We start from the raw sequence: 23,852 nt of genomic DNA on the forward strand, positions 1-23,852 counted from the left end.
AACTGGTGCGTCTCCTGTCACGCATGTTTCCGGCGGTGCTGGTCGCCGCCGGATTGTCCAGCTTCGCTGAAGCGGAGACCTTGACGGCTGCGCCCGGCCAGCCGCTGCAAGCGGTGCTGGATCGCGCGCGCGCGGGCGACGTCGTCAAGCTTGCCCCGGGGGACTATCACGGCTCGATCCGGATCGACCGTCCCCTGGAGCTCGTTGGGACCGAGGGCGTGGTGCTGGACGGCGATGGCTCCGGCAACGTGATCACCGTCAGCGCGCCCGACGTCGTCGTCCGCGGCGTAACCATTCGCGGGTCGGGTCGCGACCTGCAGGCGATGGATTCCGGGATCTTCCTGCAGAAGACGGCCGAGCGTGCGAAGATCGAGGACAACCGGCTGGTCGGAAACCTGTTCGGCGTCTACGTGCACGGTGCCAGGGGCTCCCGAGTCGTCCGCAACGAGATCGAGGGACTGCGCGGCGGGCGCCTCAGCGAGGCGGGCAACGGGGTCTCGCTGTGGAATGCACCCGACGTCACCATCGCGAACAACACGTTCCGCTACGGCCGCGACGGCATCTTCTCGATCTCCAGCAGCAAGGACCGCTTCATCGACAACCGCTTCGAGCAGGTTCGCTTCGCGGTCCACTACATGTACACCAACGACAGCGAAGTCAGCGGCAACGTGTCGATCGGCAACCATGTCGGTTACGCCATCATGTATTCGAACCGCCTGGTGATCCGCGGCAATTCCTCCGATCGCGATCGCGACTATGGACTACTTTTGAATTACGCGAACTATGCGCGGATCGAGAACAATCGTGTCACCGGCGGCCCGCTGAATCCGGTCATGCAGAAGACTGAGGATGCTCCGGACGATGAGCGAGGCATGCTTCCGCAGCCGAAACGGGAGAGCTCTCTCAGGACCGGCCCGGAGAAATGCGTTTTCATCTACAACACCAATCACAACAAGTTCCGCAACAACTGGTTCGAGCGTTGCTCCATCGGCGTGCACTTCACGGCCGGCTCCGAAGGCAACGAAATCACCGGCAATTCCTTCGTCAGCAACGCCAACCAGGTGAAATATGTCGGCACCCGGCATCTCGACTGGTCGATCGGCGGGCGCGGCAATTATTGGAGCGACAACCCGGCATTCGACCTGAACGGCGACGGAATCGCGGACACCGCGTACCGGCCGAACGATATGATCGACCGCGTGCTGTGGACCGCACCCGCTGCCAAGGTTCTCATCAACAGCCCCGCCGTCCAGGTGATCCGCTGGGCGCAGGCGCAGTTCCCGGCGCTGCTGCCGGGTGGCGTCGTCGACAGCCATCCGCTGGTATCGCCGCCGAACAGCCGCACACCGAAGGAAACGCGATGACCGGTACGGTACGCGTCAGCGAGGTCACCAAGACGTACGGCCGGCTCACGGCCGTGCGCGATGCCTCGTTCACGCTTGGACAAGGCGAGCTCGTCGCCTTGATCGGTCACAACGGCGCCGGCAAGACCACGCTCATGAAGCTCATGCTCGGGCTGATCCGGCCGACAAGCGGCTCCATCGAGGTGCTCGGAGACAATCCCGCCGCCGGTGAATTCGCGGGCCGACGGCAACTCGGCTATCTGCCGGAAAACGTCTCCTTCGACCCTGCCCTGACCGGCCGCGAGACGCAGGCGTTCTACGCCAGGCTGAAGCGGGAGCCGGTTGCCAAAGCCCTGGAGCTGCTCGATGCCGTGGGCCTCGGCGCAGCCAGCCGCCGCAGGGTGAACACCTACTCGAAGGGCATGCGCCAGCGGCTCGGCCTCGCGCAGGCGCTGCTGGGGCATCCGCGCGTGCTGTTGCTGGACGAGCCGACCACCGGTCTCGATCCGGAGCTGCGGCAGACGTTCTACGACATCATCGCGCGGCTTGCAGCTGGCGGCGCGACCGTACTCCTGTCGTCGCATGCGCTCACCGAGCTCGAGGAGCGCGCCGGCCGGGTCATCATCATGAACCGCGGCATCAAGGTTGCGGACGGATCGATCGACGAACTGCGTCGCCTCGCCCGGCTGCCCACCAGGATTCGCCTGAGGGTGGCGGGCCTCGCTCCGAGCGAGCTGCCGGGTTGGGCGCCCAAGGACGCGACCTGCCGTCGCTTGAACGGCCACATCGTCGAGATCGACGCTGCGCCGGAGCGGAAGATCGAGCTTCTGCATCGCGCGACGGCCGCCGGAAACTCCGTCGAGGACGTCGACGTGGTCCCGCCGACCCTCGACGAGCTTTATGCTCACTTTCTTCGGCAATCGGAGCAGGCGCCATGAACGTCCTGATCATCGCCGCCAAGGAAATCCACCAAGCCATCCGCAATCGCTGGGTGCTGGCAGCAACGCTCCTGCTCGCCGGCCTTGCCCTGTCGCTGACCTTTCTCGGCAGCGCGCCGACGGGGAACGTGGGCGTTCGCGCGCTCGACGTGGTCATCGTCAGCCTGTCGAGCCTGACGATCTTTCTCGTTCCGTTGATAGCGCTTCTGATCTCCCATGATGCCGTCGTCGGCGAAATGGAACGAGGGACGATGCTGTTGCTGCTGAGCTATCCGGTCGCGCGATGGCAGGTGCTGCTTGGCAAATTCCTGGGCCACCTCGCCGTTCTCGGCTTTGCGACGTGCCTCGGTTACGGCGCCGCCGCCGGAGCGCTGGCGGCGACGGGCAGCGACATCGACAGCGATAGTCTCCTGGCATTCGCTGCGATGGTGGGCTCCTCGGTGCTGCTCGGCGCTGCGTTCGTCGCCATCGGTTATCTGGTCAGCGCGCTGGTACGCGACCGCGGAACTGCGGCCGGCATCTGCATCGGGCTGTGGCTGCTGCTGGTGCTGATCTACGACATGGCGTTGCTGGGCGTGCTTGCGCTCGACCAGGGGCGCAGCATCTCAGCGACCGTGCTCAACGCCCTGCTCCTGTCGAACCCGACCGACGCCTACCGGCTGATCAACCTGACCGGATTCGCCAATGTCAGCACCTTCGCCGGCATGGCCGGCCTTGCTCAAAGCACGTCCCTGACGATACCGGTCCTTCTCGCCGCCCTGCTCTGCTGGACGCTGCTGCCGCTGGGGCTTGCTGCGCTCGCCTTTTCGAGGAGGGAGCTATGAGGCGCGTGGCCATCGCTTGGGCCTTGCTGCTGCCATTCGCGCTTGCGGCCTGCAACGAGAAGCAGACCGCGAAGATCCCGCCGCCGCATCGGATGACGGCAGAGGACATCGGGCATTACTGCGGCATGAACGTGCTCGAACACCCCGGACCGAAGGGCCATATCTTCGCTGCGAGCCTCATTCAGCCGGTATGGTTCTCGTCGGCGCGTGACACCCTCGCCTTCACCATGCTGCCGGACGAGCCCAAGGACATTCAGGCGATCTACGTGTCCGACATGGGCAAGGCGGCGAACTGGGATGCGCCCGGCTCCGACAACTGGGTGGAGGCCCGCAAGGCGCTGTTCGTGATCGAGAGTCGAGTCAAGAGCGGCATGGGAGGGGACGAGGCCGTTCCGTTCTCGGACCGGGCGGCCGCGGAGAAATTCGCCGGCGAGAACGGCGGCAGGATCGTCGGCTTCGACGAGGTGCCCCGCGACTATGTCCTGGCCTCGGCGAATGCCGGCGGCGGCGCTGGGCCCGGCGAAGCCGAAGGGCCGCCCGGCGACGGATCGAGGAGGACGCCATGACGCAAGCGCTGACGCGCCGACGGTTCATCCGGATCAGCGCGGCGGCGGCGGGCCTCGGCCCGCTGTCCATCAGCGGACGGCTCCGGGCGGACATCGCGCCAGTCACCTGGCGCGGCACGATGCTGGGCGCCGTCGCGACAATGGAGATCCACGACGAAGACCGCCGCCGGGCCGAGCGGCTGATAACGCTGGCCTGCGCCGAGGCGCGTCGGCTCGAACGGCTGTTCAGCCTCTACTTGGACGATTCCGCCCTGGTCGAGTTGAACCGGAAGGGCATCCTGATCGATCCGGCCGCCGAAATGGTCGATCTGCTGTCGGCGTCGCAGCATTACTCCACGCTGACAGGCGGTCTGTTCGATGTCACCGTGCAGCCGCTGTGGGATCTCTATGCCGGCCACTTCTCACGAGATGAGGCGGATCCGGCGGGACCTGCCGCAAAGGAGATCCAGGCAGCGCTCGCGCGCATCGGCAGCAGCCGGCTGTCGATCAGCCGCGACCGGATCACGATGCCCCGCGGCATGGCCGTCACCCTGAACGGGATCGCGCAAGGCTATGTCACGGACAAGGTGGTCGATCTGCTGCGGGCGCACGGTATCTCTCACAGCCTGGTCGACATGGGCGAGGCCCGCGCGATCGGCGCCCGTCCGGACGGCCAGCCTTGGGAAGTCGGCATCGCCGACCCTGATCATGTCGGCCACGCCGAAGCGGTGCTCCCGATCGTCGACCGCGCAGTGTCGACGTCCGGCGCCTACGGCCTACAGTTCGGCGCCAAGGCGCAGTTCAACCATCTGTTCGATCCCCGAACAGGAAGCTGCGCAACGGGCTATCGCAGCGTGACCGCTGTGTCCCGCAGCGCGACTGCGGCGGACGCATTGTCGACGGCGTTCAGCCTGATGCAGGAAGAGGAGATTCGATCCTTGTTGCCGCGTGCCGGCATCGACCGCGTCGATCTCATCAACGATGCAGGCCACACCACGCTCACGGCCAGTCGGCAAAGTTGAGGGTCGGCCTCGACTGTCCGGCTCGCGAGCGGGCGGCAACGCGCCGTCGCCAGACGCCCGGTGCCTCACCGGTGTGCTTGCGGAAGAAGCGGCTGAAATAGGCGGTGTCCTTGAAGCCGAGCGCGAACGCGATCTGCTTGACGGCAACGGTGCCGGCCTCGAGCCGTGTCGCGGCCTCCTTGACGACGCGCTGCTGGATCAGCTCGCTCGGCGAACGCTTCAGTTCGCGGCTACAGAGGGCGTGCAGACGGTCCGGGGTCATGCCGAGAAGCTTGGCGTAATCGCTGACGCGCAGATGCTGCTGATAGCGCTCCTCGAGCAGCCGGCGGAAGCGGCTCAGTATCTCGGCGCTACTGCCCTCCTCGTTCCGGTCGCTGTCGGCGAACAGCCGCCAGAGGCGCAGCACGCACAGCGTCAGCTCGGCCGACATGATCGATGCCGCAGCGCTGCGTGCGGGCGATGCGATTTCCGCGGCGATTGCCGCGATTGATCGCGACATCGTGGTCACGAGGTCGGGTTCGACCGGCAGCGCCATGATGCCGCCGGCGGCTTCGAGCGCGAGATAGGCAGGCTCGGCCGAGGGCGGCAGATAGCGGTGCCAAATGCCAGCGCGTAGTTGCAGCAACTCGGCCGTCGCCCCGGCTGACACCTCCAGGTATTCGGCTGAACCCGCCGGGAGCCAGACGATGGCAGGCCCGGTGAAGGCCATCGTCCTGCCGGGCTCGCCGACGTCGATGCTGGCGCCTTCATGCAGGCAAAGCAGATGGATGAACGGCCTGGCGGCCTTCGACGACAGCATCCAGCGGCGCGCAACGTAATGCGAACGGATCAGCTCCGCGCCGACAGGCGCAGCGCCGCTCGCGGCCGCCGAAACGGTCCCCGCGACGCCTCGACGCACCTGCCCGTCGCGACCAGAAGCGTCCAATCTTTCACCGGATCTGTCCATTGTGCGAACAAACCGCGCGGTGCTTGTTAGGTCAAGTCCTGGTCGCGGCCGGCTAAACGAAGCTGCGCCGAAGAAATCAGGCCAAGAGGAACGACCACTCATACCGCTTGCGAACAATCGCTTGCGTGAAACACGAGGGAGGATCGACATGTTTTCGGCGAACCGTCGAACGTTGCTGCGCGCAACTGGCCTGGTTGCGGCAGTGCTGGGAGCCTTGGCATCCACGGCCGAGGCGCAGGAGAAGATCCGGATCGGCTATGCCATTTCCAAAACGGGGCCCTATGCCGGCGGCGCCGGCATCACCACGCTGCCGAATTACGAGCTGTGGGTGAAGGATGTGAATGCCGCCGGCGGCATCAAGCTCGGCGACAAGAAGCTGCCGATCGAAGTGGTCGAATACGACGACCGCAGCAGTTCTGAGGAAGCCGTCAAGGCGATCGAGCGCCTCGCCAATCAGGACAAGGTCGATTTCATTCTTTCGCCCTGGGGCACCGGCCTCAACCTCGCGGTCGGCCCGACGCTGAACCGTCTCGGCTACCCTCACCTCGCGGTGACCTCGGTGACCGACAAGGCGCCAGAACTTGCCAAGCGCTGGTCCAACGCGACGTTCTGGCTCGGAACGTCGGCGCAGATCTCCCAGGCGTTGGCCGATCTGCTCGGGAAGCTCAGGAGCGAAGGCAAGATCGGGGCGAACATCGCGATGGTCAGCATCGCCGATCAGTTCGGCATCGAATTGTCCGCTGCGGGGCGCGAAGCGTTCAAGAAGCACGGCTTCACGCTGGCCTACGACAAGACCTATCCGATGGGAACGCAGGATCTCCAGCCGCTGGTGAAGGACGCCATCGCGTCCAACCCGGACGCGTTCGTCGCCTTCAGCTATCCGCCGGACACGATCGCGCTGACCGAGCAGGCGCAGCTCCTGAAGTTCAACCCCAAAATCTTCTACGTCGGCGTCGGCACCGCATTCCCGCTCTACAAGGGCAAGTTTGCCGCCAACAGCGAGGGCGTTATGGGGATCGGTGGCTGGAACGCGGACTCGCCGCGGCTGAAGGACTATCTCGCGCGCCACAAGGCCGCGACGGGCAAGGAGCCCGATCGCTGGGCAAGCTCGATCACCTATGCGAGCCTCCAGGTGCTCCAGCAGGCGATCGAAAAGGTAGGTAAGCTCGATCGCGCCGCAGTCGCAGCGGAAATCCGCTCGGGCACGTTCGACACCATCATCGGCAAGGTCAAGCTGAAGGACGGTCTGCTCCAGGAGGTCTGGAGCGTCGGCCAGTGGCAGAACGGCGAATTCTACGCCCTCGCACCCGCTTCGCTTTCAGGCGCGCGTACGCCGGTCGTGCCGAAGGCGCAGTGGCAGTAAGGCAAGGCTGGCGGGCAGGCCTTGCGCTGCGAGGCCTGCCCCCATCCACTAGGAACCCCGTTCATGCTGCTTGTCGACATCGTCCTGCCGGGCCTGGTGCTTGGCGGCATGTACGCGCTGATCGCGCTTGGGCTGACGCTGCAATATGGCGTGGCGCGGATCATGAACCTCTCTTATGGGGAGTCGCTCGTTGCGGCCGCGTTCGGCGCGTTCTCGCTCTACAGTGGCCTCGGGCTGAGCCCGCTGGCTGCGCTGCTCCTGGCTGTCCCTGTCGCGATGGTGGTGAACTGGCTGCTCTATCGCTTCCTGCTCGAGCGCCTGATGCGGCGGAGCAAGGACAGAGGCGCGCAGGAGATCGACAGCATCCTCGTCACCTTCGGCGTATTGTTCGTGATCCAGGGCGCCATGCTGGTCGCCTTCGGCGGCCAGTATTACAGCTATAGCTATCTCTCCATTCCGCTGACGATCATGGGCTCGACGCTCGCGGTCAATCGCCTGGTCGCACTGCTGTTCGCGGCCCTGGTCGGCGGCGCCGTGTATCTCGCCCTCACCCGCACGCGGATCGGCACGGCCGTACGCGCCATCGCTGTCGATGCCAACGCCGCGCGCCTCGTCGGGATCGACGTGGCCGCCTTGTCGGGGCTCGCGTTCGCCTTTGGCGGTGGCCTGGTCGCGGTCGGCGGCGTGTTGGTCAGCATGTTCCTCACCTTCAATGCCGCGATGGGCGTGATATTCACCATGAAGGCGCTGGTCGTCGTCATCATGGGCGGGGTCGGCAACGTGATGGGCGCGCTGGTCGCGGGACTGCTGCTCGGCGTGGTCGAAACCGCGGTGGCGCGGCTGGTCGATCCGGGCCTGACGCTGGCTGCCACCTACGCGCTGTTTCTCGGCGTGCTCCTGATCAGACCGACCGGCCTGTTCGGGAGAGCTGCGTCATGACCGGGCCCAAGCGCGCATTGTTGTGGTGCGCCGGGCTTGCCCTCGCCGCGGCCACCGTCACCTACCCGCTCTATGCCAATGGTTACTATCTCGCGCTCGGCATCAGCGTCCTCTATTTCACGATTCTGGCGACCGCCTGGGCGATGTTCTCAGGTCCGACCCGCTATATCTCGCTTGCGACGGTCGCCTTCTTCGGCCTCGGCGCCTACACCGCCGCAGTGCTCGGGGAGACCATGCCCTGGCCAGTCGTGCTGCTGGCCGCGGCGGGCGTGGGCGCATTCACCGCCGCAATCACCGGCCTTTCAACGCTGCGGTTATCAGGCATCTATTTCGTGATCTTCTCGTTTGGGCTTGCCGAGCTGATCCGGCAGCTGGTGATCTGGTACGAGGTCAACATCCACAAATCGGTCGGCCGCTATCTCTTCAGTGCGGTGACGCAGGATATTCTCTACTGGCAGCTCCTGGGCTTGACCGCGATTGTGTTCCTGGTGGGCTGGCTGCTCGGGCGCTCGCGCTACGGGCTGGCGCTGCGCGCCATCGGTGCCGACGAGACCGCGGCCAGCCATTCCGGCATCGACGCCACGCGGGTCAAGCTCGGCGTCTTCATCCTGAGTGCAACCTTCATGGCAGTAACCGGCGCGGTGATGGCTCCGCGCTGGACCTATATCGATCCAGCCATCGCATTCAATCCGACGATCTCGTTCCAGGTCGTGATCATGGCTCTGCTGGGCGGCGCCGGCTCGCTGTTCGGGCCCGTGCTCGGCGTCATTCCGCTGGTCCTGCTGTTCGAGGTGCTGAGCGCGACGCTGCCCAACCATTTCAGCATCGTGCTCGGCCTCATCTTCGTGCTCATCGTCATGGTGCTGCCGAATGGGGTGATCGGCCTGTTCGGGACTGGCCGCTGGCGCGTCCCGACCGGCGGCCCCGTGGCCGCGCGCGCGGGTACAAGCGATGCACCGCTCCTCGCAGTCGAAGGCGTCAGCAAGTCGTTCAGCGGGTTGCGTGCCGTCGATGATGTCAGCTTCAAGGTCGCACCGGGCGAGATCGTCGGCATCATCGGCCCGAACGGTTCCGGCAAGACGACGCTTCTCAACACGCTTTCCGGCGCCTTGAAGCCCTCGTCGGGCACGATCCGGTTCGGTGGCATCGTCCTCAACGGCCTGCGCGCGCACCAGATCGCACGCCTGGGCCTTGCCCGCACGTTCCAGCTGGTGCGTGTGATGCCGGATCTGACCGTTGCCGAAAACGTCGCGGCGGCGCAGCTGTTCTCCACGTCGAACGGTTCAAGCGCTACGGCAAGCGAGCTGCTGGACCTCGTCGGGCTCGGCACCGTGCACGCCGCCCCCGCAGGCGACCTGACTTACATCGACCAGAAGCGGCTGGAGCTTGCCCGCGCGCTGGCGCTGCAGCCGCGCCTCGTGCTGCTCGACGAATGGCTGGCCGGGCTCAATCCGAGCGAGCTCGAAACAGGCATCGCCCTGATTGCCAAGCTGCGCGACCGCGGCTTCACCATCATCATGGTCGAGCATGTCATGGACGCGATCCGCGCGCTCTGCGGCCATTGCATCGTCATGAACGCGGGCTGCGTGATTGCACGCGGCGGGCCGGACGAGGTGCTGTCCGATCCAAAGGTCGTGGCCGCCTATCTCGGAGACGACGATGCTTGAGGTCGCCGCCCTCTCCCACTTCTATGGCAAGCACCAGGCCCTGGCCGATGTTGCGCTCGGCATCGAACAAGGCGAGATCGTCGCTATTCTTGGTGCCAACGGCGCCGGCAAGTCCACCCTGCTCAAGAGCATCGCCGGGCTGGTCAGGCCTGCCGCGGGCGCAAGGATCAGATTCGAAGGACAGAGCATCGCCGAACTGCCTGCCCATCTGATCGTGGAGCGCGGCATCGCTTTGGTGCCGGAGGGCCGCGGCGTCTTCGGCGATCTGACCGTTGCCGAGAATCTCCAGCTCGGCGCCTATCCCGCTCGTGCCCGCGCTGGCGAGGCAGACCGGCTCGCAAAGATCCTGCAGCTGTTCCCGCGCCTCGCCGAGCGCCTGCCCCAGGCCGTCCGCACCATGAGCGGCGGCGAGCAGCAGATGGTGGCAATCGGCCGGGCGCTGATGTCGAATCCATTGCTGCTCTTGCTCGATGAGCCCTCGCTCGGTCTATCGCCGCTCCTCAGCCGCGAGGTCTTCCGTGCATTGACGCAGATCCGCGGCAGCGGCTTGAGTGTGCTCCTGGTCGAGCAGAATGCCCGGGCAAGCCTCGATATTGCCGATCGCGTCTACCTGATCGAGTCAGGCCGCAACGCCGGCACCGGGCTTGCCAGCGCGATGAAGAACGATCCCGAGATCCAGCGCGCCTATCTCGGCAAGGCGCGCGGCGCGTCAACACCAACGTAATCCTCCCCAGCACCTCACGGAGAACGCCATGAACGCGATCGACCTTCTCATCGGCGGTAAGGACCAGTCGGCCAGCAACCAGCGCACCTTCCAGCGCCGCAATCCGATCTCCGGGGAGATCGCGACCATCGTGGCCGCGGCCTCGATCGACGATGCGATGCGCGCCGCCGATGCCGCAGCCGCCGCCTTTCCGGCCTGGTCTCAGCTCGCCCCCTCCGAGCGCCGCAAGCGGCTCAGCGCGGCGGCCGACATCCTGGCACGTCGGGCGGCGGAGTTCACCGCGCTGATGGTCGCCGAGACCGGCGCCACCGACGGCTGGGCCGGGTTCAACGTGCATCTCGCCGAAGGCATGCTGCGCGAGGCCGCCGCCATGACGACGCAGATATCGGGCGAGATCATTCCAACCGACAAGCCTGATAATCTCGCAATGGCGTTCCGTCAGCCGGTCGGCGTCGTGCTCGGGATCGCGCCGTGGAATGCGCCCGTGATCCTGGGCGTGCGCTCCGTCGCGATGCCCCTTGCGTGCGGCAATACCGTGGTGTTGAAGGCGTCCGAGATGAGCCCGGGCGTGCATCGCCTGATCGGCAGCTGCCTGACGGAGGCCGGGCTCGGCGACGGCGTCGTCAACGTCGTGACCAATGCGCCGGAGGATGCGCAGGCGGTCGTCGAAGCGTTGATCGCCCATCCCGCGATCCGCCGCGTCAACTTCACCGGCTCGACACGGGTCGGCCGTCTCATCGCACTCGCCTGCGCCAAGCATCTCAAGCGCGCGCTGCTGGAGCTCGGCGGCAAAGCCCCGCTCGTCATCCTCGACGATGCCGACCTCGAGGCCGCCGTGAACGCTGCGGCCTTCGGTGCCTTCATGAACCAGGGTCAGATCTGCATGTCGACGGAACGGATCGTCGTCGACGACAAGGTGGCGGATGCTTTCGTCTCCAAGTTCGTAGCCAAGGCGAACAGCCTGCCTCACGGCGATCCTGGCAAGGGCAATGTCGTGCTCGGCTCGCTGATCAGCAACGCAGCCTGCGACCGCGTCCGAGGCCTGATCGACGACGCCGTCGCCAAGGGCGCGGTGGTTGCGGCGGGCGGACATGGCAGCGGCACGATCTTGCCGGCCACCATCGTCGATCACGTCACGCCTGCAATGCGCATCTATGGCGAGGAAAGCTTCGGTCCGGTCGTGACCGTGGTCCGCGTCAGCGGCGTGGACGAGGCGGTCCGCGTCGCCAACGACACGGAATACGGTCTCTCCTCCGCCGTGTTCGGCCGCGATATCGCACGCGCCCTTGGCGTCGCCAAGCGGATCGAGGCCGGCATTTGTCACGTCAACGCACCGACCGTGCACGATGAGCCCCAGATGCCGTTTGGCGGCACCAAGGCGTCGGGCTACGGGCGTTTCGGCGGCAAGGCCGCCATCGACGAGTTCACCGAGTTGCGCTGGATCACCGTACAGACCGGACCACGGCACTATCCGTTCTAACGCCAGTCCAAGTCTCAGCGCGCCAGCAACGAATCCAGCTGTGCCTGCGCCTTCTTCACCGCCGCCGCGAACCAGCTCTGGCTCGGTGCTTCCTTCGCGAAGCACTTGGTGTAGGCGTCCATCGCCTGGTCCTCGCGCGCCATGGCATCCTGTGGCGTCTTCCTGGCCATCATCTGCTTCCAGACCTTTTCGCAGGCCGGAATCTCCGCCGTCTTCACGGCATCCGACGTGGCGATGAAGTAGACCTTGTCACCCTGGATCGCGACCATGCCAATTTCGCTCGGCAGGCCCTTCAGGTCGCCGTTGCCGCGCAGGCCCAGCACGGCGACCGCAGCGCTGGCAGACGCGGGCTTGGTGACCGGCAGCTCGGCGTACTTCGCGAAGGCGGCGTCCTGGATGGCGTAATGGTAGAAGCGGTCCGACCTGAGCGCGGCCGCGATCTCCTGCGGCATGCCGTCCTCGCGATGCTCGCGCAGCCAGTGCCCGAGCAGCGTCATCGTGGTCACCACGGCTTGCGTCCTATAGTCTTCCGAGGCGAAGCTGAGCCCATCGAGGTGACCGAAGCCGACGTCATCCCTGAAGAGCGTGTCGACGTTCGACTTGCCCTCTGCCGGGAGCCCCTTGATGGCGACCGGACCTACCAGGCCACGCAGCACGCCGGCCAGCTCCTTCAGAGCCGTATCATGTTGCTTGGATGTTTCGTCGCTCTCCTTTGCCTTCGAGAACTTGGCGATATAGCGATCGCGCAGCTCGAGATAGTGCTGCTCGGGCGCGGCGGCATGGCCCGGCGCGGCGAGGACGAGCAGGCAGACCAAGGCAAGGGATCTCAATTTCAGCTTCCGGAACGACTGGGAGTGATCTCCCAGTGTTTGTGCTGGCGCGGGGCGGCGAGGTTCATCTGCATAGGGAGTTAGAATGCCCTACTCCGCCGGTGTCAGCTGCCGGCTCAGCCGCATTGCCGTGGTCTCGCGCACGCGGACCCGGGCGCGGCGCTTGCGCCACCAGATCACGACGCCGGTGACCGAGAGCGCGGCCACCACGAGCCCCATGACGGAGATCAGGATGCGTCCGAACAGTCCGACGATGCGGCCTGAGTGCAGCGGGAACTGTGCCTGCACGAAGATGTCGGCGGCGGTGCCGACCCAGGGCAGCCGCTCGCCGATCGGGCGGCCGTCCTCGCTGTCGTAGTAGAGCTGCGCCGGACCGACACCGCCGGCGCCGTGATCGTCGCCAGGGTGGAAGAAGGCCGCGGCATAGACGCCGTGGGCCGGGCCATAATTGATCGAGCCGACAGGGGTGGTCCACCCGCGCGCCTTGCCGTCGGCGGCGGCGCGCGCGGCGATGTCGGCGAAGGTCACCTTGGGCTCGATGGGATCGTCGAGATCGCGATAGGGCCGCTGCTCGTAGGGCGTCGGCGTGTAGTTCGACACCATCTTCATCAGCGGCGAGAACACCTCGAAATAGAGGTTCAGCGAGAACGCCGTGAAGGCGACGATGAACAGCAAGCCCCAGGTCCAGAGGCTGAAGGCGCGGTGGATGTCGAAATTGATCCGGTAGGCGCTGCCCGAGGTCTTGATGGTCCAGGCCGGTGCCCAGCGCGCCCAGAAGCCGCGCTCGAGCTGGCGTGCGACTTCAGGTGCCCGCGCCGCCTTGGCGCGCCGCCGCGAGGGCAGCGTCAGGTAGAACCCGACGAAGCAATCGATGGTCCAGATGATGGCGATGATGCCGAGCACCCGCATGCCCCAGCGATCGCTGCCCCAGAACTCAGGGATGTGCATCGTGTAATGCAGCTTGTAGAGGAACGAGACGAAATTCTCTCGCGTGACGGGCCAGACCGCGCCCCAATAGCGGCGCCCAAGCTCCGCACCGGTGTTGGGATCGAGGAAGACCTGGTTGTAGTCAAGTGCATAACGCTTGCCGGTCGCTGGATCGATCCGCGGCATGACGAAGAACCACAACGAATGGCCCTCCTCCGGCATCATGAAGAGATGGACGACGCGTGCGCGGTGATCGCGCTGCTCGATCATCTTGGCGAGCTCGATCGACGGAATCGCCGGTCCTTTGGTCGAGACGTCGAACAGATGGCTGTTCAGGACGTCGTCGAGCTCGTGATCCCAGGAGATGATTGCGCCGGTGATGCCGGAGAAGAACAGGAACCCGGCCGTGAGCAGGCCCGCCCAGCGGTGCAGTTTGCCGAACATCGCTCTCATCGCCTTGTCTCCTTACGCCGCACGACGTGAGAGATTGGTCGGTTACTTTCCGCCAGCGTCATGGCCGGCCTGTCCCGGCCATCCACGCCGCGCCACGGAGCACAAAGAACGTGGATGCCCGGGACGAGCCGGGGCATGACGATCGCCTGTGAAAGGTCATGAACGAGCGCCATCAAGCATCACCAGCGATAGGTCAGCCTGCCGATCGCCTTGCGGCCTTCGGCATAGAAGCAGCCTGAGAGGCTGTAACAGGCAGCGACGTAGCGCGTATCGGCAAGGTTCGTGACGTTCAACGACAGGCGCCAATTGTCCCGGGTGTAGGCGAGCAGCGCGTCCAGGACGGTCGAGGCTCCCACCTTGAACGTGTTGGAATCATCGCCCCAGGTTGCGCCGACATGGCGGATGCCGCCGCCGAACTGCAAGCCTGCCAGCGGTCCGGTCTGCAGCGTATAGTCGCTCCACAGCGAGGCGCGGTTGAGCGGCACGGTGACCGGCGCCTTGCCGACATTGACCGGATCCTGCGTGACCACGGCGTCGACATAGGCGTAGGCGGCGCGCAGGTTCCAGCCGTCGGCGAGCGACATGGTGCCTTCCAGCTCGACGCCCCGCGATTTCACCTGCCCGGTCTGCTCAGCGACGAAGGTGGGGGGCGGATAGGTCACGACGTTGTCGCGTGTCAGGTCGAAGGCGGCGAAGGTGAACAGCGCATTCCATCCGAGCGGCTGGTACTTGACGCCGACCTCGTACTGGACGCCGGTCTCGGGGCTCAGCAACTGGCCGGAAGCAGTGGCAAGCACCGGCAGAAATGACTCGGAATAGCTGAAATATGGCGCGATGCCGTTGTCGAAATTGTACATCACGGCAGCCCGGCCGGTGAAAGCCGAGGCATCCTTCGACGCCGTGGTGTTCGCGAGACCGTTGTCGACCTGCGTGGTCACGAAATCCTGGCGGCCGCCGAGCTGGAACGAGAGCCGGCCGAGCTTGATCTGATCCTGCGCATAGACGCCGACCTGGGACTGCTTGACTCCCGTGTTGTCGCTCATGGTTCCAATGACGTAGTCGTAGCTGTAGTTCGGGTTGAAGACGTTGATCTCGGGGGACGAGGTCGTGACGCCGAAGGCGGTGTCGCGGAAGGAGGTGTTGCGATAGTCGACGCCGACCAGCGTGGTGTGGCTGAGCATGCCGGTGGTGAACTTGCCCTGGAGCTGATTATCCACGGCGAAGGAATTGATGTAGGAGTTGCTGTAGCTGCCGTAGCGCGCGAGCTGACCCGCGGCCTCGTTGGTATAGCCGCCGCCGTAGAACACCTTCTCCTCGTTGTGCTGATAGGCGTAGCGCAAATTCTGCCGGAACGTGATGTTGTCGGTGAAATTGTGCGAGAGCTGGTAGCCGGCGGTCGCGATCTCGGTGTTGAAGGCGTCGAAGCCCGGCACGCCCGCGAAGAAGGACACCGGGATCGTACGGCCGTTGTTCGGCCACACAGTGCCCGAGGCGGGCAGGAACTGAAGGCCCCACCCTGCCCGGTCGCGCTGATAGTTGGCGAGCAGGGTGAGGGTGGTGTCCTCATTCGGCTTGAACGTCACGGCGGGCGCGATGAAGACGCGGTTGTCCTTGCTGAAGTCGACCTGGGTCTGGCCGTCGCGGACGACGCCGGTCAGACGCCACAGCACGGTGCCCTCCTTGTTGGCGGGGCCGCCCATGTCGAACTGACCCTGATAGCGGTTGAAGCTGCCGCCGGAGATCGAAACTTCTCCAAACTGCTGGGCCGTCGGCAGCTTGGTCACGTAGTTGAGGATGCCGCCGGTGCCGCTGCCGCCGTACATCGCCGATGACGGGCCCTTCAGAACCTCGATGCGCTCGGCGCCATAGGGATCGAGGCCGTTGAAATGCACGTAATTGCTGGACGGAATTCGCAGGCCGTCGATGTAGAGACCGGGCATGGTCATGTCGAAGCCGCGGATCTGCAGGCCGCCGAAACGGGTGTCCGAGCCGCCATTGACGTCGCCGCTGACGCCGGCAGTGTAGCGCAAGGCTTCGCCGATGGAGACCGCGCCCTGGTTCCTGATCTGGTCCGTGGTGATGACCGAGACCGACTGCGGAGTTTCGATCAGGGGCGTGTCGGTCTTTGTCGCGGTGCCGCTCCGCGTCGCGACGAAACCGCGCACCGGTCCATTGGCACGTTCGCCCGTGGCGCCGTTCGATGATGCCGACTGGGTCGGCGCGGGCTGCTGCGCCGGGGCGCGACGAGCGGCGCGTGCGGTGCGTGTCGCCGCCGCTCTTCGCGACGAAGCAATCGCCGCGGGACGGGCGCGCTGCGCCGGCGCTTCCACAGTCACTGCAGGAATTTGCGTCTGCGCCTCCACGGAACCGATGGGAACGACGAGGGAGAATGTGCTGACCGCTCCGAGAAAAAGCACCTGAATGGGTGGACGACGCGTGCTGCCACGCGAAGAAAGTTGGAAGTCGGTCACGTTTTTCGAAGCCCCACGCACTGCCGGCTTTGCCGGTATCGTTCTTGATGCCTCGCCGTAACTCAGGCCGTTTCGTAGTGCGATAGGAACGAGGTTAGAATCTCTCCAGACCCGTGCGCAGCATGTGCGGCGAAAGCGCCCACGGCAAATGACGCCGGCGGCGATTTGCAGTCGACGTGCATGCGAGCAGCGATCTCGCTCCTCGCTGCCGTCGAGCATTTGGAATAATTCTAGATGGAAACACGCCCTCACTTATCGGCAACGGCCGGACATAGTCGACCCGTTACCGCGCGGGCTCTACGTCTTGCCGGCGCAGCAGCACGATTCGTCGCGGTTGCTCCCGCTTGCGAGCACGCTGCGGCTGTTGCGGTCGGGCGGAATGTCTCCGGCCGCATTGGCGGCGAAGAAGCCGGTCGGCTTCAGCACGAAACCGGCATATTCGACCGGCATGATCGGAAAGTCCTCGGGCTTGCAGACGTGGGTATGGCCGAAGGAGTGCCATACCACGATGTCGGCATTCTCGATGTTGCGATCCTGTGCAGCGTAGCGCGGGAGACCGTCGCCGCCGGCATGGACGTTGGGGTAGTCGCCGCTCGCGTATTTCTCGGCGGGATCGAACGCCGTCACCCACACGTGCTTGGTCGCGAAGCCGCCGCGCTTGCGCACGTAGCTGCCCTCTTGCGCCAGCATCAACGGGCTCGGATTGACGACAAGCTTGTAGGCCGGAGCATTGCCGACCGAGTTGGTCGCGTTGGGATTGCTGATCTTCCAGAACCGGCCGGTTTCGCCGTTCGCAACCGCCGCCGCGTCTGACTCGCGCGACAACACCCGCGTCGTGGTGTCGAACACGTTGCCATGCGGATTGTCGTCACCCCAGGGCCGAGGCACGAAATCGTGCTCGGTAACGGTGTTGCCGCCGCCATCCAGATCCATGTGCAGCCGGACGTTGAAGAAGTGCTGGTGCGTGGGTCCGCCCAGGTTGTCGTCGATCATGCCGCCCCATCGATACTTTTCGCCTGATGGCACGGCGGCGGTCTGGATGATGCCGGTAAGCTTGGTCTCCAGCTGGATCGTGCCGTCCTGGTAGAGATACCAGTAGAAGCCGTAATCGTAATTGCCGACGGTCGCGAAGAACGAGATCACGAGCCGCCGCGAGCGGCGAACCTCGAACAGGCCGTTGCGGAACTCGTAGTGCTTCCAGGCGATGCCGTAGTCTTCCTCATGCATGCAGATGGCGTTCTGCATGACAAACGGTTCGCCTTTGTTGTCGGCGGCCGGCACGTCGAAATAATGGATGTTGCCGAGGCAGTCGCAGCCGAGTTCGAGTGCGTTCGCAAGCATGCCGAGGCCGTATTCGCCGGCATCGAACGCCGATTTCCAGAAATGGTTCGCGGTCGGATCGGCGTATGGCACCACCATCTCGGTGACGCTGGCGCGATGGATCAGCGACCGCTTGCGCGTCCCGTCCTGGTAGGCGAGCTGATGCAGCACGAGGCCCTCGCGCGGCGTGAAACCGACACGAAAGCTCCATTTCTGCCAATCGACCTTCCAGCCGTCGACGCGAAAGCTCGGGCCCTCGGGCTGCTCGATGTGCAGCGGCTTGATGTCGGTGCGCGGGTCCGTAACCTCATGTGCGCCATAGTTCCGCTTCTTGCGCGGGATCGGCACGATCGGGTCTTCGTCGGTGAGGTCGATGACCTTGCCTCCGATCAGATCGACGACTGCGACGACGCCTTCGATCGGATGGGCGTAGCCGTTGTCCTGGGGATGCTCGCGGAAATAGCTGACCGCGCGTACGATGCGAGTGCCGCGCTCGAACTCCTTGTCGAAGAAGCCGGACGAGAACGGGTCGACCTGAACCAGCTCGATATCCTTGTCCGTCAGCCCGCGGCGGTGCATCGCGGCGCGCCAGCCAGGATCGGCCTTTACCGCGGCCTCGCATTTGAAGAACTCCTCCAGCATCACCGGCGGCTGGCCATAGGGGGCCTCGCGGTTCGGGAGCATTTTTCGCGTGACGATCTCGCCGCGGCCGAGATCGACGATATGCTCGATCGCCTCGCCCGTCATCGCGTCCAGTGTCAGCACGAAGGCGCGGCGGCCTCCCCGGCCCGCGGCGAGCTGTTGCTTGGTCGGCTCTTCCAGCCGAACGATCGGGAAGCGGCAGTTCTCCGGGGCGGTCGCCGCCGCCCGCACCCATGTGCAGGCCGCGGTGATTTCCTCAGCCGTGAGCGGATCGAGCGGATGTGGCCTGGCGGCTTGGAGCCTTGAATTCGCTTCGGTGGGATCGAGCATGTTCTGTCCGAACGTTCAGCGCAGGGCGAGATGCGCGGTGATGGCACGGAAGGCGGCGAGCCAGCGATGGTCGAGCGGCACGTCCATCGCCTTCGGCTGCGTGGCGAGCTTGACGATCACGGTGTCGGCGGCAGCGTCGATGTAGAGCCACTGGCCATGAATGCCGATCCCGGCAAGATCGTTACGCGAGGGATCGATCGTGTACCATTTGCTGCGGTAACGCGCGCCTGGGAAGATGTCGGCGAGATCGCCGTCGGCCCAGGCGTCGGGATCGCCGTTCTCGTGGATGTCGTCGATCCACCAGCCCGGCACCACCTGTCGGCCCTCGACGGCGCCGCGGCAGCGGATCATCTCGCCGAAGCGGATGAGATCGCGCGCGGTGACCGAGAGGCCGCCGGCGATGCGGCCCATGCCGTGGCTGTCGAGGGTCAGGGAGCCGTCCTCCTCCGCGCCCATCGGCTGCCAGAGATATTCGGAGAGGATGCGCGGGTAAGGCGCACCGCAGGCACGCTCATAGACCCAGCCGAGCACTTCGGTATTGGTCGAGACGTAGTGAAACACCTTGCCATGCGGCTTGCCGGTGCCGCGCAGCGTTGTGAGATAGGCACGCTGGTGGCTGGGCTCGACACCCTGCGGCGGCACGTCCCAGCCCGATGAAAAGCGGTAGCGCGCCACGTCGCCGGCGGGGTCCTCATAATCCTCCTCGAACTTGATGGCGACCGCCATGTCGAGCACATTGCGGACCGTGCAGCTGCCGTAGACCGAGGCCTCCAGCTCCGGCACGTAGCGCACCACCCTCGCCTCGGGATCGAGCAAGCCGCGCGCGGCGAGAATGCCGCCGAGCGTGCCCGCGATCGACTTGCTGATCGAGCAAATCAGATGCGGCGTGGTCGCGCTCATGCCGTCGCCATACCATTCGTGGACCAGGGTGCCCCTGTGCATGACCAGCAGCGCATCGCCGAAGGTCTCGTGCAGGGTGGCTTCGACGGTGGTCGGCTGGCCGTCCGGCGTGGTGAAGCCGAGCTTTGACAGTTCGCGCGGCGCGCTTCGCATCGGAGTCGGATGAGCGGAACGGCGGACCTCCGCGGTCGGCAGCACTTCGCGGGTGTGGGTAAAGCCCCAGCGGATCGCCGGAAAACTGCGCCAGTTGGCGCGTGTCACCTGCGCCTCGGGCGCGGGCGGACTGCCGCGCATGATCTCGGTCGGTCGCATCTCGATCCTCCGCAAAGCGGCCCCGACCCCGATGTCGGGAACGGCCGCCAACGGAGAGTGCATTGAAGGTCGCGGCAGGCGTTATCGAGATCCGGCAATATTTTGCTGGACAGCGCCCGTGGCCGTGCCAGTCTGGCGTGGTTCCCTGCCAGGTGCCGGATGGCAAATTTCCAGTGTTGTCATGCCCTTAAGCGCAATTCTTCCGATTCAAGACTCGGGCGCCAGTCTGCTTCAGGCGAGCAGTAGCGATGTCGACGAGCATTGCGCTTCGCTCGGAGGCTGGCGGCTGAGCTACGACCAGATCAGCGCCGGCGCCTTCAGGGGCAGCTTTACCCAGCTCTCCCTGCCGCGACTCGACGTCTTTCGTGAGATCACCAGTCAGCAGGTCCGCCAACACGGTCTGCTGGGCGACGGCTGCTTTGGTATTGCTCTGCCGTGGCAGGGTGACGGTGAGATCAATTGCAACGGCGCCAGCGTTGCAGGCGCCCAGGTCATCGCCTGCATCGACGCCGAAATCGACATCTGCACGCCGAAGTCGTTCGAGCTGCGCGGCGTCGTCGCCAGCGCGGCGCTGATCGAGGAACTCGCCGCCCGGCTCGATATCGAGCTGCCGCGCGTGGTCTGGCATCAGCTGCGGGTGATCGAAATGGCACAGGCGCCGGTCGCGCGATTGCGAGCCCACCTTGCGGCCATTCACGACACCATCACGACCACGCCCGAACGATTCGACCAACCGGCCGTCCGCGCGGGGCTCGAAGACGCCCTCCTCGTCGAGATCATGGACATGCTGCCGACCGCACGCGCGAACGATTCCGGCCGCAGCGCGGCGGCGCGCAAGCGCACCGTGGAACGTGCCCGGGCGCTGATGCATGGCAGCGGCGAGCGTACGCTCTCGCTGCTGGAGGTCTGCAAGGCGGTCGGCGCCAGCCCGCGCAAGCTCGGCTATTGCTTCCAGGAGGTGTTGGGCACGAGCCCGATGCACTATTGGCGCGCGATGCGGCTGAACCGCGTGCGGCGTGATCTGAAGCGCGCCGCCGGCACGGGCGCCTCCGTTTACGACGTCGCCGTACGGCACGGCTTCTGGCACTTCAGCCAGTTCTCGCTCGACTACAAGCGCCATTTCTCCGAGCTGCCATCGGAGACGCTGCGGCGCACCAGACTGGCGCCTTGAGGCGCACCGCTCGCCTCTACCAGGTCGGCAGACAGTTCCTTGAAGCGAGTTTCCAGGAACGCCTTCACGGGCTCTGAGTGGTTCTAGCGCCCCCTGAAGCGCGGCTTGCGGCGGGCCAGGAAGGCCTCGACGCCTTCCTTGTGGTCCTCGCTGAGACTCGCGAGTGCGAACTGATCGATGTCCATGTGGCTGGCGAGATCGTCCAACGCGTGCGCGAGCCGGTTCACGGTGAGTTTCGTCATTGCGACCGAGAGCGGCGGCTGTGCGGCGACTTTCCGGGCAAGCTCCATGGCGGCGTCGAACGCGTGGCCGGGTTCGGTCACCTGCTCCACCAAGCCCCATTCATGAGCCTCGTCCGCGCTGATCCGCTGGTCGGCCAGGATCACCGCCTGCTTGGTGCGGGCCGGTCCGATCAGATGCAGCATGCGCGGGATGCTCTGCCAGCTCATGTTCATGCCGAGCCCGATCTCGGGCACGCGCAGATGCGCATCGCGGCCCATGATGCGGAAATCGAGTGCCACGGCCAGCGCGACGCCGCCACCAACGCAAAAGCCCTCGATCGCCGCGATCGTGATCTGCTCCATTTCCTGCCAGGCTTGCGTCAAGCGCGGCCCGAGCTTGAGATGCCGCCGCAGCGTGCCGAGATCCATGTCCTTGCGCGAACGTCCCTCTGCGTCCTTGAGGTCGAACCCGGCGCTGAATGTGCTCGTGCTGCCGGTCAGCACCACGACGGAGGTCGCCGCGTCGTCCTCGAAGCTGCGCGCCGCCGCGGTGAGCTGGCGCAACGCTTCCGGCGAGAGCGCGTTGATGCCGTCGCCGCGGTCGAAGCGCACCACCGCAATCCGTCCCTCAGGCCCAAGGCCCTTCTCGATCTTCACGTAGTCCGTCACCATCGTCTCCACCCCGTCTGCGGCGATACTAGCGCAGAAGCTTGGCTGCGAATACAGGCCCGATTGCGCTGCAACGAATACTCGACAGGCAGGGACCATTGCGCCTATCCTTCCGCCCATGAGCCACGAGCACGAACATCATCACGATCACGACCATTCCGAGCTGTCGGAGACCGAGCTGCGCGTGCGCGCGCTCGAGACGATCCTGACCGAAAAAGGCTATGTCGAGCCGGCCGCGCTCGATGCCATCATCCAGGCCTACGAGACCAAGATCGGCCCGCATAATGGCGCCCGCGTCGTTGCCAAGGCCTGGACAGATCCAACCTTCAAGAAGGCGTTGCTGGACGACGGCAGCAAGGCGATCGGCACGCTGGGCCATGTCAGCCGCGTCGGCGACCATCTCGTCGTCGTCGAGAACACGCCTGGACGCCACAACATGGTCGTGTGCACGTTGTGCTCCTGCTATCCCTGGGAAATGCTGGGGCTGCCGCCGGTCTGGTACAAGGCCGCGCCCTACCGCTCACGCGCCGTGAAGGACCCGCGCGGGGTGCTCGCCGATTTCGGCGTCGCCTTGCCGAAGGACACGGAAATCCGGGTATGGGATTCCACTGCGGAGACGCGCTTCCTGGTGCTGCCGATGCGCCCCGAAGGCACCGAGGGCTGGAGCGAAGAGCAACTCGCCGGGCTCGTCACACGCGATTCCATGATCGGCACCGGCTTGCCGCGAAAGCCCGGAGCGCCATCATGAACGGCGTGCACGACATGGGCGGCATGGACGGGTTCGGCAAGGTCGAGCCCGAAGCCAACGAGCCGATGTTTCACGAGCAGTGGGAGTCTCGCGTGCTGGCCATGGTGCGCGCAATGGGCGCAGCCGGCGCCTTCAACATCGACACCTCGCGTTTTTATCGCGAGACCTTGCCACCGCACGTCTACCTGTCGAGCTCGTACTACAAGAAGTGGTTTCTCGGGCTGGAGGAGATGCTGATCGACAAAGGCTACCTCACCCGCGAGGAGGTCGCCGCCGGCCATGCGATGCAGCCTGGAAAGGCGCTCAAGCACGGCAGGTTCGATCTCGCCAATGTCGAGCGCGTGATGGTGCGGGGCAAGTTCGACCGTCCTGCTCCGGCACCGGCGAAATTCAGCATCGGCGACCGTGTGCGCGCGAAGAACATCCATCCGACGACGCACACGCGGCTGCCCCGATACGTGCGCGGCCATGTCGGAGTCGTCGAGCTCAACCACGGCTGCCACGTCTTTCCTGACACGGCCGCGATGGAGCGCGGCGAGAATCCGCAATGGCTCTACACCGTGGTGTTCGAGGGCCGCGATCTCTGGGGCCCTGACGGTGATCCAACCACGAAGGTCTCGATCGACGCGTTCGAGCCCTATCTGGACCCCGCATGAACAGCAGCACACAAGCCGCCGCCGCGGCGACGGCGGCGATCCCCAGCATTCCCCGCGACGATGAAGGCCCGGTGTTCCGCGCGCCTTGGGAAGCGCATGCGTTCGCGATGGCCTTGACGCTTCATGAGCGCGGCGTGTTCACCTGGCCGGAATGGGCCGCAGCACTCGCTGACGAGATCAAGCGTGCCCAGGCGGCGGGCGATCCTGATACGGGTGAGACCTACTACCTGCATTGGCTCGCCACGCTTGAAGGTCTTGTTGCGCGCAAGGGTGTCGCCTCGACGGAAACACTGCACCGCTATCGCGACGCCTGGGACCACGCCGCCGATCGGACCCCGCACGGCAAGCCGATCGAGCTGCAGCCGGAGGATTTCCGCTAACCGACCGAAGCGTGCATGCGGGTCGAGCGCG

Annotated in this window: 21 protein-coding genes; 14 read left to right on the forward strand and 7 right to left on the reverse strand. The window is 65.4% G+C overall.

What is annotated here, in order from left to right:
* Window positions 1-5 precede the first annotated feature (5 nt).
* Genes K408_RS0105895 through K408_RS0105915 form a run of 5 tightly spaced genes read left to right on the forward strand, consistent with a single transcriptional unit; the run spans window position 6 to window position 4,672 of the window.
* Window positions 6-1,364, forward strand: a complete 1,359-nt coding sequence (locus K408_RS0105895; protein ID WP_024341808.1) for a nitrous oxide reductase family maturation protein NosD — start codon at window positions 6-8, stop codon at window positions 1,362-1,364.
* Window positions 1,361-2,281, forward strand: coding sequence for an ABC transporter ATP-binding protein (locus tag K408_RS0105900; RefSeq protein WP_024341807.1), 921 nt, complete (start codon window positions 1,361-1,363; stop codon window positions 2,279-2,281). The genes K408_RS0105895 and K408_RS0105900 overlap by 4 nt, the downstream gene beginning before the upstream one ends.
* Entirely contained in the window at window positions 2,278-3,105 is an 828-nt protein-coding gene (locus K408_RS0105905; protein WP_024341806.1) for an ABC transporter permease subunit, read from the forward strand. The genes K408_RS0105900 and K408_RS0105905 overlap by 4 nt, the downstream gene beginning before the upstream one ends.
* Complete coding sequence (locus K408_RS0105910) at window positions 3,102-3,671, forward strand: nitrous oxide reductase accessory protein NosL (protein WP_024341805.1); 570 nt, start codon at window positions 3,102-3,104, stop codon at window positions 3,669-3,671. Before K408_RS0105905 ends, K408_RS0105910 begins: the two co-directional genes overlap by 4 nt.
* Window positions 3,668-4,672, forward strand: a complete 1,005-nt coding sequence (locus K408_RS0105915; protein ID WP_024341804.1) for an FAD:protein FMN transferase — start codon at window positions 3,668-3,670, stop codon at window positions 4,670-4,672. The genes K408_RS0105910 and K408_RS0105915 overlap by 4 nt, the downstream gene beginning before the upstream one ends.
* On the opposite strand, the gene K408_RS0105920 is transcribed toward K408_RS0105915, so the two are convergent.
* Window positions 4,650-5,597, reverse strand: a complete 948-nt coding sequence (locus K408_RS0105920) for a helix-turn-helix domain-containing protein (protein ID WP_230646520.1) — start codon at window positions 5,595-5,597, stop codon at window positions 4,650-4,652. The genes K408_RS0105915 and K408_RS0105920 overlap by 23 nt on opposite strands.
* Before the next feature lie 169 nt (window positions 5,598-5,766).
* Here K408_RS0105920 and K408_RS0105925 point away from each other — a divergent pair, with 169 nt between their 5' ends.
* The 5 genes from K408_RS0105925 (at window position 5,767) to K408_RS0105945 (ending at window position 11,791) form a co-directional block, all read left to right on the forward strand.
* The gene (locus tag K408_RS0105925; RefSeq protein ID WP_024341802.1) at window positions 5,767-6,981 is read left to right on the forward strand and encodes an amino acid ABC transporter substrate-binding protein; all 1,215 of its coding nucleotides are present in this window, start codon (window positions 5,767-5,769) and stop codon (window positions 6,979-6,981) included.
* A 63-nt stretch (window positions 6,982-7,044) separates the two neighbouring features.
* Entirely contained in the window at window positions 7,045-7,920 is an 876-nt protein-coding gene (locus K408_RS0105930) for a branched-chain amino acid ABC transporter permease (RefSeq protein WP_024341801.1), read from the forward strand.
* A complete protein-coding gene (locus K408_RS40210) occupies window positions 7,917-9,587 on the forward strand; it encodes a branched-chain amino acid ABC transporter ATP-binding protein/permease (RefSeq protein ID WP_024341800.1) in 1,671 nt (556 codons plus the stop codon). The genes K408_RS0105930 and K408_RS40210 overlap by 4 nt, the downstream gene beginning before the upstream one ends.
* A complete protein-coding gene (locus tag K408_RS0105940) occupies window positions 9,580-10,311 on the forward strand; it encodes an ABC transporter ATP-binding protein (protein ID WP_024341799.1) in 732 nt (243 codons plus the stop codon). The genes K408_RS40210 and K408_RS0105940 overlap by 8 nt, the downstream gene beginning before the upstream one ends.
* Before the next feature lie 28 nt (window positions 10,312-10,339).
* Window positions 10,340-11,791 (forward strand): aldehyde dehydrogenase, encoded by a 1,452-nt coding sequence (locus tag K408_RS0105945; RefSeq protein WP_024341798.1) that lies wholly within the window; start codon window positions 10,340-10,342, stop codon window positions 11,789-11,791.
* Window positions 11,792-11,805: 14 nt separating this feature from the next.
* Here the strand turns inward: K408_RS0105945 and K408_RS0105950 are convergent, their stop codons facing one another.
* The 5 genes from K408_RS0105950 to K408_RS0105970 all read right to left on the reverse strand — a co-directional run bounded on the left by K408_RS0105950 (window position 11,806) and on the right by K408_RS0105970 (window position 19,976).
* Window positions 11,806-12,621, reverse strand: coding sequence for a hypothetical protein (locus K408_RS0105950; RefSeq protein ID WP_024341797.1), 816 nt, complete (start codon window positions 12,619-12,621; stop codon window positions 11,806-11,808).
* A 90-nt stretch (window positions 12,622-12,711) separates the two neighbouring features.
* Entirely contained in the window at window positions 12,712-14,001 is a 1,290-nt protein-coding gene (gene fsrB, locus K408_RS0105955; protein WP_024341796.1) for a siderophore utilization protein FsrB, read from the reverse strand.
* A gap of 179 nt (window positions 14,002-14,180) precedes the next feature.
* On the reverse strand, window positions 14,181-16,166 hold the full coding sequence (locus K408_RS0105960) for a TonB-dependent siderophore receptor (RefSeq protein ID WP_024341795.1): 1,986 nt from the start codon (window positions 16,164-16,166) through the stop codon (window positions 14,181-14,183).
* Between the two features lie 603 nt (window positions 16,167-16,769).
* Entirely contained in the window at window positions 16,770-18,764 is a 1,995-nt protein-coding gene (locus K408_RS0105965) for a primary-amine oxidase (RefSeq protein ID WP_024341794.1), read from the reverse strand.
* A 15-nt stretch (window positions 18,765-18,779) separates the two neighbouring features.
* Window positions 18,780-19,976, reverse strand: coding sequence for a serine hydrolase domain-containing protein (locus K408_RS0105970; protein WP_024341793.1), 1,197 nt, complete (start codon window positions 19,974-19,976; stop codon window positions 18,780-18,782).
* A gap of 181 nt (window positions 19,977-20,157) precedes the next feature.
* On the opposite strand from K408_RS0105970, the gene K408_RS0105975 reads away from it, so the two are divergent.
* Complete coding sequence (locus tag K408_RS0105975) at window positions 20,158-21,147, forward strand: helix-turn-helix domain-containing protein (protein ID WP_024341792.1); 990 nt, start codon at window positions 20,158-20,160, stop codon at window positions 21,145-21,147.
* Between the two features lie 83 nt (window positions 21,148-21,230).
* Here the strand turns inward: K408_RS0105975 and K408_RS0105980 are convergent, their stop codons facing one another.
* Complete coding sequence (locus K408_RS0105980) at window positions 21,231-22,037, reverse strand: enoyl-CoA hydratase/isomerase family protein (protein ID WP_024341791.1); 807 nt, start codon at window positions 22,035-22,037, stop codon at window positions 21,231-21,233.
* A 118-nt stretch (window positions 22,038-22,155) separates the two neighbouring features.
* On the opposite strand from K408_RS0105980, the gene nthA reads away from it, so the two are divergent.
* The 3 genes from nthA to K408_RS0105995 are packed head-to-tail and all read left to right on the forward strand — an operon-like array spanning window position 22,156 to window position 23,821.
* Entirely contained in the window at window positions 22,156-22,785 is a 630-nt protein-coding gene (nthA, locus tag K408_RS0105985; protein WP_024341790.1) for a nitrile hydratase subunit alpha, read from the forward strand.
* Entirely contained in the window at window positions 22,782-23,441 is a 660-nt protein-coding gene (nthB, locus tag K408_RS0105990) for a nitrile hydratase subunit beta (RefSeq protein ID WP_024341789.1), read from the forward strand. The genes nthA and nthB overlap by 4 nt, the downstream gene beginning before the upstream one ends.
* A complete protein-coding gene (locus K408_RS0105995; protein WP_024341788.1) occupies window positions 23,438-23,821 on the forward strand; it encodes a nitrile hydratase accessory protein in 384 nt (127 codons plus the stop codon). The genes nthB and K408_RS0105995 overlap by 4 nt, the downstream gene beginning before the upstream one ends.
* Window positions 23,822-23,852: the final 31 nt, after the last annotated feature.

The sequence above is a fragment of the Bradyrhizobium sp. in8p8 genome (assembly GCF_000426845.1).
Classification (GTDB): domain Bacteria; phylum Pseudomonadota; class Alphaproteobacteria; order Rhizobiales; family Xanthobacteraceae; genus Bradyrhizobium; species Bradyrhizobium japonicum_C.

What these genes read in the sequence shown, in the direction of transcription:
- K408_RS0105900 (WP_024341807.1), top strand. Translation starts at nt 1,361, where the DNA reads ATGACCGGTACGGTACGCGTCAGCGAGGTCACCAAGACGTACGGCCGG.
- K408_RS0105905 (WP_024341806.1), top strand. Translation starts at nt 2,278, where the DNA reads ATGAACGTCCTGATCATCGCCGCCAAGGAAATCCACCAAGCCATCCGC.
- K408_RS0105910 (WP_024341805.1), top strand. Translation starts at nt 3,102, where the DNA reads ATGAGGCGCGTGGCCATCGCTTGGGCCTTGCTGCTGCCATTCGCGCTT.
- K408_RS0105915 (WP_024341804.1), top strand. Translation starts at nt 3,668, where the DNA reads ATGACGCAAGCGCTGACGCGCCGACGGTTCATCCGGATCAGCGCGGCG.
- K408_RS0105925 (WP_024341802.1), top strand. Translation starts at nt 5,767, where the DNA reads ATGTTTTCGGCGAACCGTCGAACGTTGCTGCGCGCAACTGGCCTGGTT.
- K408_RS0105930 (WP_024341801.1), top strand. Translation starts at nt 7,045, where the DNA reads ATGCTGCTTGTCGACATCGTCCTGCCGGGCCTGGTGCTTGGCGGCATG.
- K408_RS40210 (WP_024341800.1), top strand. Translation starts at nt 7,917, where the DNA reads ATGACCGGGCCCAAGCGCGCATTGTTGTGGTGCGCCGGGCTTGCCCTC.
- K408_RS0105940 (WP_024341799.1), top strand. Translation starts at nt 9,580, where the DNA reads ATGCTTGAGGTCGCCGCCCTCTCCCACTTCTATGGCAAGCACCAGGCC.
- K408_RS0105945 (WP_024341798.1), top strand. Translation starts at nt 10,340, where the DNA reads ATGAACGCGATCGACCTTCTCATCGGCGGTAAGGACCAGTCGGCCAGC.
- fsrB (WP_024341796.1), bottom strand. Translation starts at nt 14,001, where the DNA reads ATGAGAGCGATGTTCGGCAAACTGCACCGCTGGGCGGGCCTGCTCACG.
- K408_RS0105965 (WP_024341794.1), bottom strand. Translation starts at nt 18,764, where the DNA reads ATGCTCGATCCCACCGAAGCGAATTCAAGGCTCCAAGCCGCCAGGCCA.
- K408_RS0105970 (WP_024341793.1), bottom strand. Translation starts at nt 19,976, where the DNA reads ATGCGACCGACCGAGATCATGCGCGGCAGTCCGCCCGCGCCCGAGGCG.
- K408_RS0105975 (WP_024341792.1), top strand. Translation starts at nt 20,158, where the DNA reads ATGCCCTTAAGCGCAATTCTTCCGATTCAAGACTCGGGCGCCAGTCTG.
- nthA (WP_024341790.1), top strand. Translation starts at nt 22,156, where the DNA reads ATGAGCCACGAGCACGAACATCATCACGATCACGACCATTCCGAGCTG.
- nthB (WP_024341789.1), top strand. Translation starts at nt 22,782, where the DNA reads ATGAACGGCGTGCACGACATGGGCGGCATGGACGGGTTCGGCAAGGTC.
- K408_RS0105995 (WP_024341788.1), top strand. Translation starts at nt 23,438, where the DNA reads ATGAACAGCAGCACACAAGCCGCCGCCGCGGCGACGGCGGCGATCCCC.